12 protein-coding genes and 1 pseudogene are annotated in these 13,422 nt (G+C 60.8%); 6 read left to right on the forward strand and 7 right to left on the reverse strand.

The features are described 5' to 3' along the window. Positions 1–54: 54 nt before the first annotated feature. The 4 genes from AB4Z35_RS02290 to mreB all read right to left on the reverse strand — a co-directional run bounded on the left by AB4Z35_RS02290 (position 55) and on the right by mreB (position 3,491). The gene (locus tag AB4Z35_RS02290) at positions 55–651 is read right to left on the reverse strand and encodes a Maf family protein (RefSeq protein WP_442095879.1); all 597 of its coding nucleotides are present in this window, start codon (positions 649–651) and stop codon (positions 55–57) included. 43 nt (positions 652–694) lie between these two features. Continuing rightward, the gene (gene mreD, locus AB4Z35_RS02295; protein WP_218544027.1) at positions 695–1,186 is read right to left on the reverse strand and encodes a rod shape-determining protein MreD; all 492 of its coding nucleotides are present in this window, start codon (positions 1,184–1,186) and stop codon (positions 695–697) included. Next, positions 1,186–2,262 (reverse strand): rod shape-determining protein MreC, encoded by a 1,077-nt coding sequence (mreC, locus tag AB4Z35_RS02300; RefSeq protein ID WP_442095911.1) that lies wholly within the window; start codon positions 2,260–2,262, stop codon positions 1,186–1,188. Before mreC ends, mreD begins: the two co-directional genes overlap by 1 nt. A gap of 191 nt (positions 2,263–2,453) precedes the next feature. Then, positions 2,454–3,491, reverse strand: a complete 1,038-nt coding sequence (gene mreB / locus AB4Z35_RS02305) for a rod shape-determining protein MreB (RefSeq protein WP_002555108.1) — start codon at positions 3,489–3,491, stop codon at positions 2,454–2,456. A gap of 211 nt (positions 3,492–3,702) precedes the next feature. On the opposite strand from mreB, the gene gatC reads away from it, so the two are divergent. The 6 genes and pseudogenes from gatC (at position 3,703) to AB4Z35_RS02335 (ending at position 9,081) form a co-directional block, all read left to right on the forward strand. Then, positions 3,703–3,990 (forward strand): Asp-tRNA(Asn)/Glu-tRNA(Gln) amidotransferase subunit GatC, encoded by a 288-nt coding sequence (gatC, locus tag AB4Z35_RS02310; RefSeq protein WP_007901429.1) that lies wholly within the window; start codon positions 3,703–3,705, stop codon positions 3,988–3,990. A gap of 16 nt (positions 3,991–4,006) precedes the next feature. Continuing rightward, positions 4,007–5,458: an Asp-tRNA(Asn)/Glu-tRNA(Gln) amidotransferase subunit GatA gene (gene gatA / locus AB4Z35_RS02315; protein WP_442095880.1), complete on the forward strand. Its 1,452-nt coding sequence runs from the start codon at positions 4,007–4,009 to the stop codon at positions 5,456–5,458. A 146-nt stretch (positions 5,459–5,604) separates the two neighbouring features. Continuing rightward, positions 5,605–7,053, forward strand: a pseudogene (gatB, locus tag AB4Z35_RS02320) (Asp-tRNA(Asn)/Glu-tRNA(Gln) amidotransferase subunit GatB); the annotation flags it as partial. Positions 7,054–7,217: 164 nt separating this feature from the next. Continuing rightward, entirely contained in the window at positions 7,218–7,592 is a 375-nt protein-coding gene (locus AB4Z35_RS02325) for a septal ring lytic transglycosylase RlpA family protein (protein ID WP_442095881.1), read from the forward strand. A 50-nt stretch (positions 7,593–7,642) separates the two neighbouring features. Further along, entirely contained in the window at positions 7,643–8,704 is a 1,062-nt protein-coding gene (locus tag AB4Z35_RS02330; protein WP_442095882.1) for a calcium/sodium antiporter, read from the forward strand. Then, the gene (locus AB4Z35_RS02335; RefSeq protein WP_007976475.1) at positions 8,701–9,081 is read left to right on the forward strand and encodes a carboxymuconolactone decarboxylase family protein; all 381 of its coding nucleotides are present in this window, start codon (positions 8,701–8,703) and stop codon (positions 9,079–9,081) included. Before AB4Z35_RS02330 ends, AB4Z35_RS02335 begins: the two co-directional genes overlap by 4 nt. A 154-nt stretch (positions 9,082–9,235) precedes the next feature. Here the strand turns inward: AB4Z35_RS02335 and AB4Z35_RS02340 are convergent, their stop codons facing one another. The 3 genes from AB4Z35_RS02340 to AB4Z35_RS02350 form a co-directional block, all read right to left on the reverse strand. Continuing rightward, positions 9,236–10,177 carry an AEC family transporter gene (locus AB4Z35_RS02340; protein WP_442095883.1) on the reverse strand — a complete coding sequence of 314 codons (942 nt, stop codon included), beginning with the start codon at positions 10,175–10,177 and terminating at the stop codon, positions 9,236–9,238. Positions 10,178–10,378: 201 nt separating this feature from the next. After that, a complete protein-coding gene (garD, locus tag AB4Z35_RS02345; protein ID WP_008000939.1) occupies positions 10,379–11,932 on the reverse strand; it encodes a galactarate dehydratase in 1,554 nt (517 codons plus the stop codon). A gap of 11 nt (positions 11,933–11,943) precedes the next feature. After that, positions 11,944–13,326 (reverse strand): MFS transporter, encoded by a 1,383-nt coding sequence (locus AB4Z35_RS02350; protein WP_204929189.1) that lies wholly within the window; start codon positions 13,324–13,326, stop codon positions 11,944–11,946. Between the last annotated feature and the right edge of the window lie 96 nt (positions 13,327–13,422).

Consider the following 13,422-nt stretch of genomic DNA (forward strand, 5'->3'; position numbering starts at 1 on the left):
AGGGTCTCGTTCAGGCATGTTCACGATAATGGCCGCATCTGTTCAGGAAGACGCTTAAAGCGCGCTCCGGGGTTGCCAACAGGGTATGCCGAAATGGCCGAGCAGTTCCGCGGTTTCGCAAAGCGGTAGTCCGACCACCGCTGAATAACTTCCATCGAGCCCGGCGACAAACACCGCACCCAGTCCTTGAATGCCATAACCGCCCGCCTTGTCCCGGGGTTCGCCGCTGGCCCAGTAGGCCGCGGCTTCATCGCGACTGATATCACGAAATCGCACCCGACTGGCGACAACCCGGGACTCGCAACGTTCGCCATCGAGCACGGCAATTGCGGTCAGGACCTCATGTTCACATCCCGACAACATCATCAGCATGGCGCACGCATCCGCTTGATCAACCGGTTTGCCGAGAATTTTTCCGTCGAATACCACGGCGGTATCAGCGCCGAGCACACAGAACGGGCCATCGGATACGACAGCGCCGCGCCCGGCCTCGGCCTTGCCGCGCGCCAGACGCTCGACATAGGCCGATGGGGATTCTTGGGGTACAGGGGTTTCATCGATGTCCGCACTGACGGCGCAGAACGGTACGCCGATCTGCGTGAGCAATTCACGTCGACGCGGTGAACCAGAGGCAAGATAAAGCTGTTTCATCAAGACATCTCCCTGTCCAGGTGCGGGCAAATGCCTGACCGAATCAATTGATTTTGTAGCGCCGACGCAACCCGCGCAAACCGAAACTGATCCAGGGCCAGAGCAATGCACTGACCAGTGCCGGCAGCACCAGCGCCAGGGTTGGCTGACGATTGCCGGTCAGGGCACTGAGCCAGAGTTGTACAAGCTGGGCGAGGCCGAAGATCACCAGGATCACCAGACTCTGCTGCCACATCGGGAACATCCGCAGTCGTTGCTGCAGTGCCAGTACCAGATAGGTGATGAGGGTCAGGATCAAGGCGTTCTGACCCAGCAAGGTACCGTAGAGCACGTCTTCAGCCAGCCCCAGGCAGAACGCCGTCACCATCCCGACGGTCTGCGGCAGGTTCAACGCCCAGAACGCCAGCAACAGGGCAAGCCACAGCGGGCGCAGGATTTCCATGAATTGCGGCAAAGGCGAAACGCTGAGAAGTAGACCGATGGCGAATGTCAGCCAGACTATCCAGCCGTTTCGGGATGCTTTTACACCGCCCATTATTCTCTTCCCACTGGAGTGGCCGGCGCGGAGACTGGCGGTTTGGCGGCAGGCTTCGCGGCAGCGGGTTGCGCCGCCGGCGGTTTAGCCGCCGCAGGATGCGTGGCCGCAGGCTTGGCTGGCGTGGTGGTCGGCTTGGCTGGCGCAGTGGCCGCAGGTGCCGCCGCGGCAGGAGTCGTCGGTGCGGCGGGGGCTACCGGGTTGACCACTTTCGGAACCGTCGCCGGAATGATCGGCCCACCACCCTGAGCATCCAGGTTTTCCTGGGCCTGGGCAGCGTCGTTGGCGCGTTCTTCCGGGGTACGGGTATCGCTGAACACCAGCAGCAGGTAACGGCTGCGGTTCAAGGCGGCGGTCGGAATGGCGCGGACAATGGCAAACGGCTGGCCGGAATCGTGAATCACTTCCTTGACCGTCGCCACCGGGTAACCGGCCGGGAAACGTTGGCCGAGGCCGGAGCTGACCAGCAAGTCGCCTTCCTTGATGTCGGCGGTATCGGCCACATGACGCAACTCGAGACGCTCCGGGTTTCCGGTGCCGCTGGCAATCGCCCGCAAACCGTTACGGTTCACCTGCACCGGAATGCTGTGAGTGGTATCGGTCAGCAGCAAGACGCGGGAGGTGTAGGGCATCAACTCGACCACCTGGCCCATCAGGCCACGGGCATCGAGCACTGGCTGGCCGAGGACCACGCCGTCGCGTTCACCCTTGTTGATGATGATGCGATGGGTGAAGGGGTTGGGATCCATGCCGATCAGCTCGGCCACTTCGACCTTCTCGTTGACCAGTGCAGAAGAGTTGAGCAACTCGCGCAGCCGAACGTTCTGCTCGGTCAGGGCGGCGAGCTTCTGCATGCGCCCCTGCAACAGCAGGTTCTCGGTCTTGAGTTTTTCGTTTTCGGCGACGAGTTCGGTCCGGCTGCCAAACTGACTGGCAACGCCGTCCCACAATCGTCCGGGCAGGTCGGTGATCCAGTAGGCGTCCATCAGCACCAGCGACATCTGGCTGCGTGCAGGCTTGAGCAGACTGAAGCGGGCATCGACCACCATCAGCGCGACCGATAGCACGACCAGCACCAACAGGCGCACGCCCAGTGAAGGGCCTTTGGTGAAAAGCGGTTTAATAAGCCGCTCCTTCCAGGCAAATGTTCTGTTTATTCATACGGCAGCAATCCGGCCTGGATGCAGACTGACAGAAGATAAACGCGAACAGGCAGCACTGCAAAGTGCCGCCTGCGCGCTCAACAGCATAGAGGCGATCCGGCGACTTATTCGCTGGAAAGCAGGTCCATGGTGTGTTTATCCATCATTTCCAATGCACGGCCACCGCCGCGAGCAACGCAGGTCAGCGGGTCTTCGGCAACGATCACCGGCAGACCGGTTTCCTGGGCCAGCAGCTTGTCCAGGTCGCGCAGCAAGGCGCCACCACCGGTCAGTACCAGACCACGCTCGGCGATGTCGGAAGCCAGTTCCGGAGGCGATTGCTCCAGGGCGCTTTTCACGGCCTGAACGATGGTTGCCAGGGACTCTTGCAGAGCTTCCAGCACTTCGTTGGAGTTCAGGGTGAATGCGCGTGGAACGCCTTCGGCCAGGTTACGGCCACGAACGTCGACTTCACGAACTTCGCCGCCCGGGTAGGCCGTACCGATTTCCTGCTTGATGCGCTCGGCGGTGGATTCACCGATCAGGCTGCCGTAGTTGCGACGCACGTAAGTGATGATCGCTTCGTCGAAGCGGTCGCCGCCAACGCGGACGGATTCGGCGTAAACCACACCGTTCAGGGAGATCAGCGCGATTTCGGTGGTACCGCCACCGATATCCACGACCATCGAACCGCGGGCTTCTTCAACCGGCAGGCCGGCACCGATCGCTGCGGCCATTGGCTCTTCGATCAGGAACACTTCACGGGCACCGGCGCCAAGGGCCGATTCGCGGATGGCGCGACGCTCAACCTGGGTGGATTTGCATGGAACGCAGATCAACACGCGAGGGCTAGGCTGCAGGAAGCTGTTTTCGTGAACCTTGTTGATAAAGTACTGCAGCATTTTTTCGCAAACGCTGAAGTCAGCAATCACGCCATCCTTCATCGGACGAATGGCAGCAATGTTGCCCGGTGTACGGCCGAGCATGCGCTTGGCTTCGGTGCCGACAGCAACGACACTTTTCTGGTTACCGTGTGTCCGAATGGCCACAACGGAGGGCTCATTCAGGACGATACCGCGCTCGCGCACGTAAATAAGGGTGTTGGCAGTGCCCAGGTCAATGGAAAGATCGCTGGAAAACATGCCACGCAGTTTCTTGAACATGGGAAAGGGACCCTAGGCAACGCGTGGGTAAAAAAGTGCGGCAAACTCTAACAACGACAGGGATTTTGGGCAAGGCGCCAATATGTTAAATTGGCCGCTTTTCTGTGCACCAAGCCCCACAATCGCGGCCTTATGACCGTAGAAGTGCGGTAGTGTTCCGACAATCTAACACACGGACGCCGTCCGTTTTGTTTTCCACTGGAGAATCCCAATGGCGCTAGAACGCTCCGACGTGGAAAAAATCGCTCATCTGGCCTGCCTTGGCCTGAATGATGCCGATCTTCCACACATCACTTCGGCCCTCAACAGCATTCTCGGGTTGGTCGACGAAATGCAGGCGGTCAATACCGACGGTATCGAGCCGCTGGCCCACCCACTGGAAGCCAGCCAGCGCCTGCGTGCAGACGTCGTGACCGAGACCAATCACCGCGAGGCCTACCAGTCCATCGCACCAGCGGTCGAAAACGGCCTGTACCTGGTTCCGAAAGTCATCGACTAAAGGGAAAGAGCCTGCAATGCATCAATTGACTCTGGCCGAGATCGCCCGCGGACTCGCCGATAAAAAGTTTTCCTCCGAAGAGCTGACCAAAGTCCTGCTGGCGCGCATCGCCCAGCTCGATCCGCAGCTCAACAGTTTCATCAGCCTCACCGAGGACCTGGCGCTCACGCAGGCGAAAGCCGCTGACGCCCGCCGGGCCAATGGTGAGAGCGGCGCCCTGCTCGGCGCGCCGATCGCCCATAAAGACCTGTTCTGCACCCAGGGCATCCGCACCAGCTGCGGCTCGAAGATGCTCGACAACTTCAAGGCACCGTATGACGCCACCGTCGTCGCCAAGCTGGCCGCTGCCGGCGCCGTGACCCTGGGCAAGACCAACATGGACGAATTCGCCATGGGTTCGGCCAACGAGTCGAGCTACTACGGCGCGGTGAAAAACCCGTGGAACCTGGAACACGTTCCGGGCGGTTCGTCCGGCGGCTCGGCGGCGGCGGTTGCCGCTCGTCTGTTGCCAGCGGCCACCGGCACCGACACCGGCGGTTCGATCCGTCAGCCAGCAGCCCTGACCAACCTCACCGGCCTCAAACCGACCTACGGTCGTGTTTCGCGCTGGGGCATGATTGCCTACGCGTCCAGCCTCGACCAGGGCGGCCCGATGGCACGCACTGCCGAAGACTGCGCGATTTTGTTGCAAGGTATGGCCGGCTTCGATCCGAACGACTCCACCAGCATCGATGAGCCCGTGCCGGACTACAGCGCCAGCCTCAACGGTTCGCTGCAAGGCCTGCGCATCGGCGTGCCGAAAGAGTATTTCAGCGCCGGTCTCGACCCGCGCATCGCCGAACTGATCCACAACAGCGTCAAGGAGCTGCAAAAGCTCGGCGCCGTGATCAAGGAAATCAGCCTGCCGAACATGCAGCACGCGATTCCTGCGTACTACGTGATCGCCCCGGCGGAAGCCTCTTCCAACCTGTCGCGTTTCGACGGCGTGCGCTTCGGCTATCGCTGCGAAGACCCGAAAAACCTGGAAGACCTGTACAAGCGCTCCCGTGGCGAAGGCTTCGGCGCGGAAGTGCAGCGCCGGATCATGGTCGGTGCCTACGCGCTGTCGGCCGGTTACTACGACGCCTATTACCTGAAGGCGCAGAAGATCCGTCGCTTGATCAAGAACGACTTCATGGCCGCCTTCAATGAGGTCGACATCATCCTCGGCCCAACCACGCCGAACCCGGCCTGGAAGCTCGGCGCCAAGAACAGCGACCCGGTCGCTGCGTACCTGGAAGACGTCTACACCATTACCGCCAACCTCGCGGGTCTGCCGGGCCTGTCGATGCCGGCCGGTTTTGTCGACGGTCTGCCGGTCGGCGTGCAGTTGCTCGCTCCGTATTTCCAGGAAGGCCGCCTGTTGAACGTTGCCCACCAGTATCAGCTAAACACTGACTGGCACACCCGCACCCCGCAGGGGTTTTGAAACTGCTGCGCTCGGTAATGCTGCGTTGAAAACTGGCTCGTAATGCTCATTGACTACAGTCAACTCCGCTTACTCGCCAGTTTTCGCCTTGCCTTACCTTCGCTCGCGACGTTTCAAAATCCCCAGCAAAGGCTTCTGAGGAGACACACATGCAATGGGAAGTCGTGATCGGGCTGGAGATTCACACCCAGCTCACCACCCGGTCGAAAATCTTTTCCGGTAGTTCCACCACCTTCGGCTCCGAGCCGAACACCCAGGCCAGCCTGGTAGACCTGGGCATGCCCGGCGTGCTGCCGGTGCTGAACCAGGAAGCGGTGCGCATGGCAGTGATGTTCGGTCTGGCGATTGACGCCGAGATCGGCCAGCACAACGTGTTCGCCCGTAAAAACTATTTCTACCCGGACCTGCCCAAGGGCTACCAGATCAGCCAGATGGAATTGCCGATCGTTGGCAAGGGCCACCTGGACATCGCTCTGGAAGACGGCACGGTCAAACGCGTCGGCATCACCCGCGCGCACCTCGAAGAAGATGCCGGCAAGAGCCTGCACGAAGAATTCAGCGGCGCCAGCGGCATCGACCTGAACCGTGCCGGCACCCCGCTGCTGGAAATCGTCTCCGAGCCGGACATGCGCAGCGCCAAGGAAGCCGTGGCCTACGTCAAGGCGATCCACGCGCTGGTGCGTTACTTAGGGATTTGCGACGGCAACATGGCCGAAGGTTCGCTGCGTTGCGACTGCAACGTGTCGATCCGTCCGAAAGGCCAGGTCGAGTTCGGTACCCGCTGCGAGATCAAGAACGTCAACTCGTTCCGTTTCATCGAGAAGGCGATCAACAGTGAAATCCAGCGCCAGATCGAACTGATCGAAGACGGCGGCAAAGTGATCCAGCAGACCCGCCTGTACGATCCGAACAAGGACGAGACCCGTCCGATGCGCAGCAAGGAGGAAGCCAACGACTACCGTTACTTCCCCGATCCGGACCTGCTGCCCGTCGTTATCGAAAACTCGTTCCTCGACGACGTACGCGCCACCCTGCCGGAGCTGCCACCGCAAAAACGCGAGCGTTTCCAGGAGCAGTTCGGCCTGTCGGTCTACGACGCCAACGTGCTGGCCACCAGCCGCGAGCAGGCGGATTACTTCGAGAAGGTCGCGAGCATCAGCGGCGACGCCAAGCTGGCGGCGAACTGGGTGATGGTCGAGTTGGGCAGCCTGCTCAACAAGCAAGGCCTGGACATCGAAGAGTCGCCGGTTTCCGCAGAGCAACTGGGCGGCATGCTGTTGCGCATCAAGGACAACACCATCTCCGGCAAGATCGCCAAGGTGGTGTTCGAAGCGATGGCCAACGGCGAAGGCAGCGCGGACGAGATCATCGACAAGCGCGGCCTCAAACAAGTGACCGACACTGGCGCCATCTCGGCGGTGCTGGACGAAATGCTCGCGGCCAACGCCGAGCAGGTCGAACAATACCGGGCGGCAGACGAAGCCAAGCGCGGCAAGATGTTCGGCTTCTTCGTCGGCCAGGCCATGAAAGCCTCCAAAGGCAAGGCTAACCCGCAACAGGTCAACGAATTGCTCAAAAGCAAGCTCGAAGGCTGATGAAGATGGAGCCAGCTCTTGAATCTGGCTCCATCTCCTGTGGGAGCGACGGTGCGACGATTCGACTTGCTCGCGATAGCGGTCCGGCACTCAACACAAAGTTGACTGTCAGAATGCCAATCGCGAGCGAGCTCGCTCCCACATTTTTTTTCGGAAGCTTTCAAATGAAGCGTCTACTTGGACTTTGCGCCCTCCTCTCGCTCCTGGCCGGTTGCGCCAGCACCGACACCGTCGATCCGCATGGCTACGACAAAACCGGCGTAGCTTCGTATTACGGCGCCAAACACCAAGGCAAACGCACCGCCAACGGCGAGCGCTTCGACAAGAATTCCATGACCGCCGCCCATCGCCAGCTACCCTTCGGTACACGGGTGAAGGTCACCAATCTGAATAACGATAAATCCTGCGTGGTGCGCATCAATGATCGCGGGCCGCACACCCGTGGCCGTCTGATTGACCTGTCCCATGAAGCTGCCGCACGCCTGGGCATGCTCAAAAGCGGCACCGCCCGGGTACGCGTCCAGGCCCTCGACGACTGACCGATGGAGCCCCGACCATTTTCGGACTAGCCGATTTACCCCTGATCAGCGTGATCGAATTGCTCAGCGGATTGCTCCTGCTGATTATCGGTGCCGAATTGATGGTGCGTGCCGCCGTACGCATTGCCGCGCGGTTGCACATACGACCGCTGATCATCGGCTTGACCATCGTCGCCCTCGGCAGCAGCGCACCGCAGATGGCGGTCAGCCTGCAAGCGACCCTGACGCACAATGCCGACATCGCCGTCGGCAGTGTGATCGGCAGCAGCATTTTCAACATCCTCGTCACCCTCGGGTTATCCGCGCTAATCATTCCTTTGCGGGTTTCCCGGCAACTGGTGCGCCTGGATATTCCGCTGATGATCGGCGCCAGCCTGTTGGTGTTCGTACTCGCCTGGAATGAAGAACTGACCCGTGCCGACGGCGTGATGTTGCTGACGGCACTGGCGATTTACCTGGGGTTGTTGCTGCGCCAGTCGCGACACTCGGCACGCCCGGTATCGAGCCATGACCATCATGCGCAAGCGCCATGGTTGAGCAACCTGCTGATGATCGTCGCCGGGCTGGCGATGCTGGTGTACGCCGGGCACTTGCTGCTGGGTGCCGCCGTTGCGGTCGCCACCGATCTTGGGTTGTCGGAGCGGATCATCGGCCTGACCATTGTCGCCGTCAGCACCTCACTGCCTGAGCTCGCCACATCGTTGATCGCGGCAATGCGCGGCGAGCGCGATATTGCCGTGGGCAACGTGATCGGCAGCAACCTGTTCAACCTCCTGGGCGTGCTCGGCTTTACCGCGCTGGTGGCGCCGTCGCCGCTGTCGGTGTCGCCCAACGCCCTGGATTTCGACCTGCCGGTAATGCTCGGCGTCGCAGCGCTGTGCCTGCCGGTGTTCTACTCCGGCTACCGGGTGACCCGCGCCGAAGGCCTGCTGTTTCTGGGTTTGTACCTGGCGTATGGGCTGCACGTGGTGTCGTTCACCACCGGCATGCCTCTGGCCGGCAAGCTCGAACACTTGATGCTGTTTTTCGTCCTGCCGGCGCTGGTGGCGTTCTTACTGTTCACGTCGCTGCGTGCCTGGCGTCGCCAACACCATAAGAGGGAAATCCCATGACCGAGAATAAAAAAACCGGCGTTGAAGTCCGCCGCCAAGTGATGGGCGACGCCTTCGTCGACCGCGCACTGGGCAACGCTACCGAGTTCACCCAGCCGCTGCAGGATTTCGTCAATGAACACGCCTGGGGCGGCGTGTGGAATCGCGAAGGCCTGCCCTTGAAAACCCGCAGCCTGATCACCCTCGCCGCACTGACGGCGCTGAAGTGTCCGCAGGAATTGAAAGGCCATGTACGTGGTGCGCTGAACAACGGCTGCACCGTGGAGGAGATTCGCGAGGCGTTGCTGCATTGCGCGGTGTATGCTGGCGTGCCGGCGGCGATCGATGCGTTTCGGGCGGCGCAGGAAGTGATCGACAGTTACCAGAAGCCTGAGTAAGTATCCGGAATTTGTGGCGACTGTTCGGCCGCAATCGCGAGCAAGCTCGCTCCCACAGGGACCTCAGTGTAAATGCAATCTATTCAACACCACTGAACCTGTGGGAGCGAGCTTGCTCGCGATGAGGCCAGGAAGAACACCGCAAAGCCTGAGATCAGATCCACCCGCCCCACTGCAAAAAGAAGATCCCTAAATTGGTGGTGACCGCCGCCATCAACGTGGTGATCACGATAATCGCCGCCGCCAACTCGTGATTGCCATCCGCCGCCCGGGCCATGACGAAACTGGCGGCGGCGGTCGGGCTGCCGAAGTACAGAAACAGAATCCCCAGTTCCGCCCCGCGAAAGCCCCACAACCACGCCCCCAGCGTCGCCAGCACCGGCAAGCCGATCATCTTCACCAGGCTCGAACTCAGCGCCATGTTGCCGCTCTTGCGCAGCGACGCCAGGGACAGCGTGCCGCCGATGCAGATCAGCGCCAGCGGCAAGGTGGTTTGCGCCAGATACTGGCCGGAGGTTTCCAGCCAACCCGGCAAGCCGATCTTGAAACAGGCGAACGGCGCGGCCGCAATCACGCTGATGATCAGCGGATTGCTGAACACGCTTTTGCAGATGCTCCATGGATCAGACTTGATCACCGGGCTGTAGACCGCCAGCACGATGGTCGAGAGCGTGTTGTAAAACAGGATCACCAGCGCCGCCAGGATCGCCCCGAGGGAAATCCCGTAGTCGCCGTACATGCTTGCCGCCAGCGCCAGGCCGATCACTCCGTTGTTACCGCGAAAGGCACCCTGGGTGTAGATCCCCCGATCTTCCCGCGGGCACTTCCAGATCGCCCAGCCCCAGGCAATGGCAAAGCAAATCAGCGTCGCCACGGAGAAGTAAATCAGCAACGCCGGCTGCAACGCCGTGTGCAGGTCGGCATGCAGGATGCCCAGAAACAGCAGCGCCGGCATGGTGACGTTGAACACCAGTGCCGACGCGGTGTGGATAAAGTTGTCATTGATCCAGTCGATGCGCTTGAGCAACACCCCAAGAAACAGCATGGCGAACACCGGTGCGGTGATGTTCAGGGTTTCGAGGAAAATTGCCAGCATGCCGGGAGGACCTTGGGGTGGGCGTCGTTAGGGGGCTAATGATAAGCCACCAAGCCCCCTGGCGTCTGTTAGACCGCTATCGCGAGCAAGTCGGATCGCCGCACCGTCGCTCCCACATTTTTCCAGTGCCGAACACAAAATCTGTGCACGGCGAAAATCCACTGTGGGAGCGAGCTTGCTCGCGAAGCAGGCGACTCGGTCTCAGGTGATCGGCGCCGGGTTGAACAGGGTGATGTCGTTGTGCAACTTGTGTTGCTCGGCCCACGTCTGTTTCTTGCCGCTGGCCACGTCCAGGTAGTAGTGGAACAGCTCCCAGCCCAGTTCCTCGATTGATGCGCGGCCAGTGGCAATGCGCCCGGCATCGATGTCGATCAGGTCCGGCCAGCGCTGTGCCAGTTCGGTCCTGGTCGATACCTTCACGACCGGCGCCATGGCCAGCCCGTAAGGCGTGCCGCGACCGGTAGTGAATACATGCAGGTTCATCCCCGCCGCCAACTGCAACGTCCCGCAGACAAAATCGCTGGCCGGGGTCGCACAGAAGATCAGGCCTTTGCGCTTGAAACGCTCGCCAGGACCAAGCACGCCATTGATTGCGCTGCTGCCGGATTTGACGATCGAGCCCAAGGACTTCTCGACAATGTTCGACAACCCGCCCTTCTTGTTGCCTGGCGTGGTGTTGGCACTGCGATCCGCTTCGCCCTTGGCCAGGTAGCGGTCGTACCAGTCCATTTCCCGCACCAGTTCCTGGGCGACGTCCTGGTTTTCCGCGCGGGAGGTCAGCAGGTAAATGGCATCGCGCACTTCGGTGACTTCGGAAAACATCACCGTCGCACCGGCCCGCAGCAACAGGTCCGAGGCATAACCGAGCGCCGGGTTCGCGGTAATGCCGGAGAACGCATCACTGCCGCCGCATTGCATGCCGAGGATCAGCTCGGACGCCGGCACGGTCTCCCGGCGGCGTTGATCAAGCTTCTTCAAGCGCGTCTCGGCCAGCTCCATGATCTGCTCGATCATCTCGGTGAAGCCGTGGCTGGAATCCTGCAAGCGGTACAGCCATGGCTCGCTGAGATCCACCGAGCTGTCGTTGTCGTGCATCACCTGCCCGGCCTGCAATTTCTCGCAGCCCAGGCTGATCACCAGGGCTTCGCCGCCCAGGTTCGGATTGCGCGCCAGGTTGCGCACGGTGCGTATCGGGATGTACGCGTCGGTAGCGGTAATGGCCACGCCGCAGCCGTAGCTGTGGGTCAGCGCCACTACGTCATCGACGTGCGGGTATTTGGGCAGCAACTCGGCCTTGATGCGCTTGACCGCATGATCGAGCACACCGGTCACGCATTGCACTGTGGTGGTGATGCCGAGAATGTTGCGCGTACCGACGGTGCCGTCGGCGTTGCGATAGCCCTCGAAGGTGAAGCCTTCCAGCGGTGCTTGCGCGGCCGGCACGTCGGTGGACAGCGGCAGGCTGTCCAGCGGTGGCGCGGTCGGCATGCGCAGTTGATCTTCCTTGACCCAGCTGCCGCGGGGAATCGGCTGCAAGGCGTAGCCAATGACCTGGCCGTAACGAATCACCTGGCCACCTTCGGGAATGTCTTCCAGGGTGACTTTGTGGCTCTGTGGCACGAAGTCCACGGTGACCAGGCCGTCCGCGAACTCAGTGCCGGCCGGAACGCCTTGATCGTTGACCACGATCACTACGTTGTCCCGCTCGTGCAGGCGGATATAGCGCGGCGAGTCGGAATGTTCAATCAACTGCATGACGCCGCTCCTCAGGAATGCGCTTGAGACAATTTATTGTTGGTTTCAGCACCGCCCACCGGTGGCTCTTTGAGCACCACACGCTTGATCGGACCGACGATCACCAGATAGCTAAACACCGCCACCAGTGCGTTGCAGCCGACGAACACCAGCGCCCATTTGAACGAGCCGGTGGAGCTGATGATGTAGCCGATGACGATCGGCGTGGTGATCGAGGCAATGTTGCCGAACATGTTGAACAGGCCGCCACTCAAACCGGCGATCTGCTTCGGCGAAGTGTCGGACACCACCGCCCAGCCCAGCGCGCCCACGCCTTTGCCGAAGAACGCCAGGGCCATGAAGCCCACGACCATCCACTCGATGTCGACATAATTGCAGGCAACGATGCTGCTGGAAACCAAAAGACCGGCAATGATCGGCGCCTTGCGGGCGAAGGTCAGGGAGTGGCCCTTGCGCAGCAGGTAGTCGGAAATCACCCCGCCGAGCACACCGCCGATGAAGCCGCAGATCGCCGGCAACGAGGCAATAAAACCAGCCTTGAGGATGGTCATGCCGCGCTCCTGCACCAGGTACACCGGGAACCAGGTCAGGAAGAAATAAGTGATGGCGTTGATGCAGTACTGGCTCAGGTACACGCCGAGCATCATGCGGTTGGTCAGCAACTGGCGGACGTAGTCCCATTTCGGGCCTTCGACACGTTTGCCTGCTTCCTGGCCCTTGGCTTTGTCCTGATCCATGTCGACCATGCCACCGTTATCGGCGATGTGCTTGAACTCGCTCTCATTGATCAGCGGATGTTGGCGCGGGCTGTGGATAACCTTCAGCCAGATCAACGAGAACACAATGCCGATCACCCCCATGACGATGAACACGTGCTGCCACCCGAACGTGAACACGATCCAGCCCATCAACGGGGCAAAGAGCACGGTGGCGAAGTATTGCGCCGAGTTGAAAATCGCCGACGCGGTGCCGCGTTCAGCCGTCGGGAACCAGGCAGCCACGATGCGTGCATTGCCAGGGAAGGATGGCGCTTCGGCCAGCCCCACCAGGAAGCGCAACATGAACAACGCCACCACCGCCGTGGACATGCCGAACGAGCCGACGTAGCCCTGCAACACGGTGAACAGCGACCAGGTGAAGATGCTCAATGCGTAGACTTTTTTCGAGCCAAAGCGGTCGAGCAACCAGCCACCGGGGATTTGCCCGGCCACGTAGGCCCAACCGAATGCGGAGAAGATGTAGCCGAGGGTAACGGCATCAATGCCGAGGTCTTTTTGCAGGCTGGAACCGGCGATTGCGATGGTAGCGCGGTCGGCGTAGTTGATCGTGGTCACCAGAAACAGCATGAGCAGGATCAAATAGCGGACGTGAGTCGGCTTCTGGGTCGATTGCATGTAGATGTACTCCCACTGATTATTTTTATGCGCGGGTGAATCTTTGTTTCCCCTGTAGGAGCGAGCTCTGTTCGAGATGGTGGTCAACGATGACGC

Source organism: Pseudomonas sp. KB_15, from assembly GCF_052114525.1.
GTDB lineage: Bacteria > Pseudomonadota > Gammaproteobacteria > Pseudomonadales > Pseudomonadaceae > Aquipseudomonas.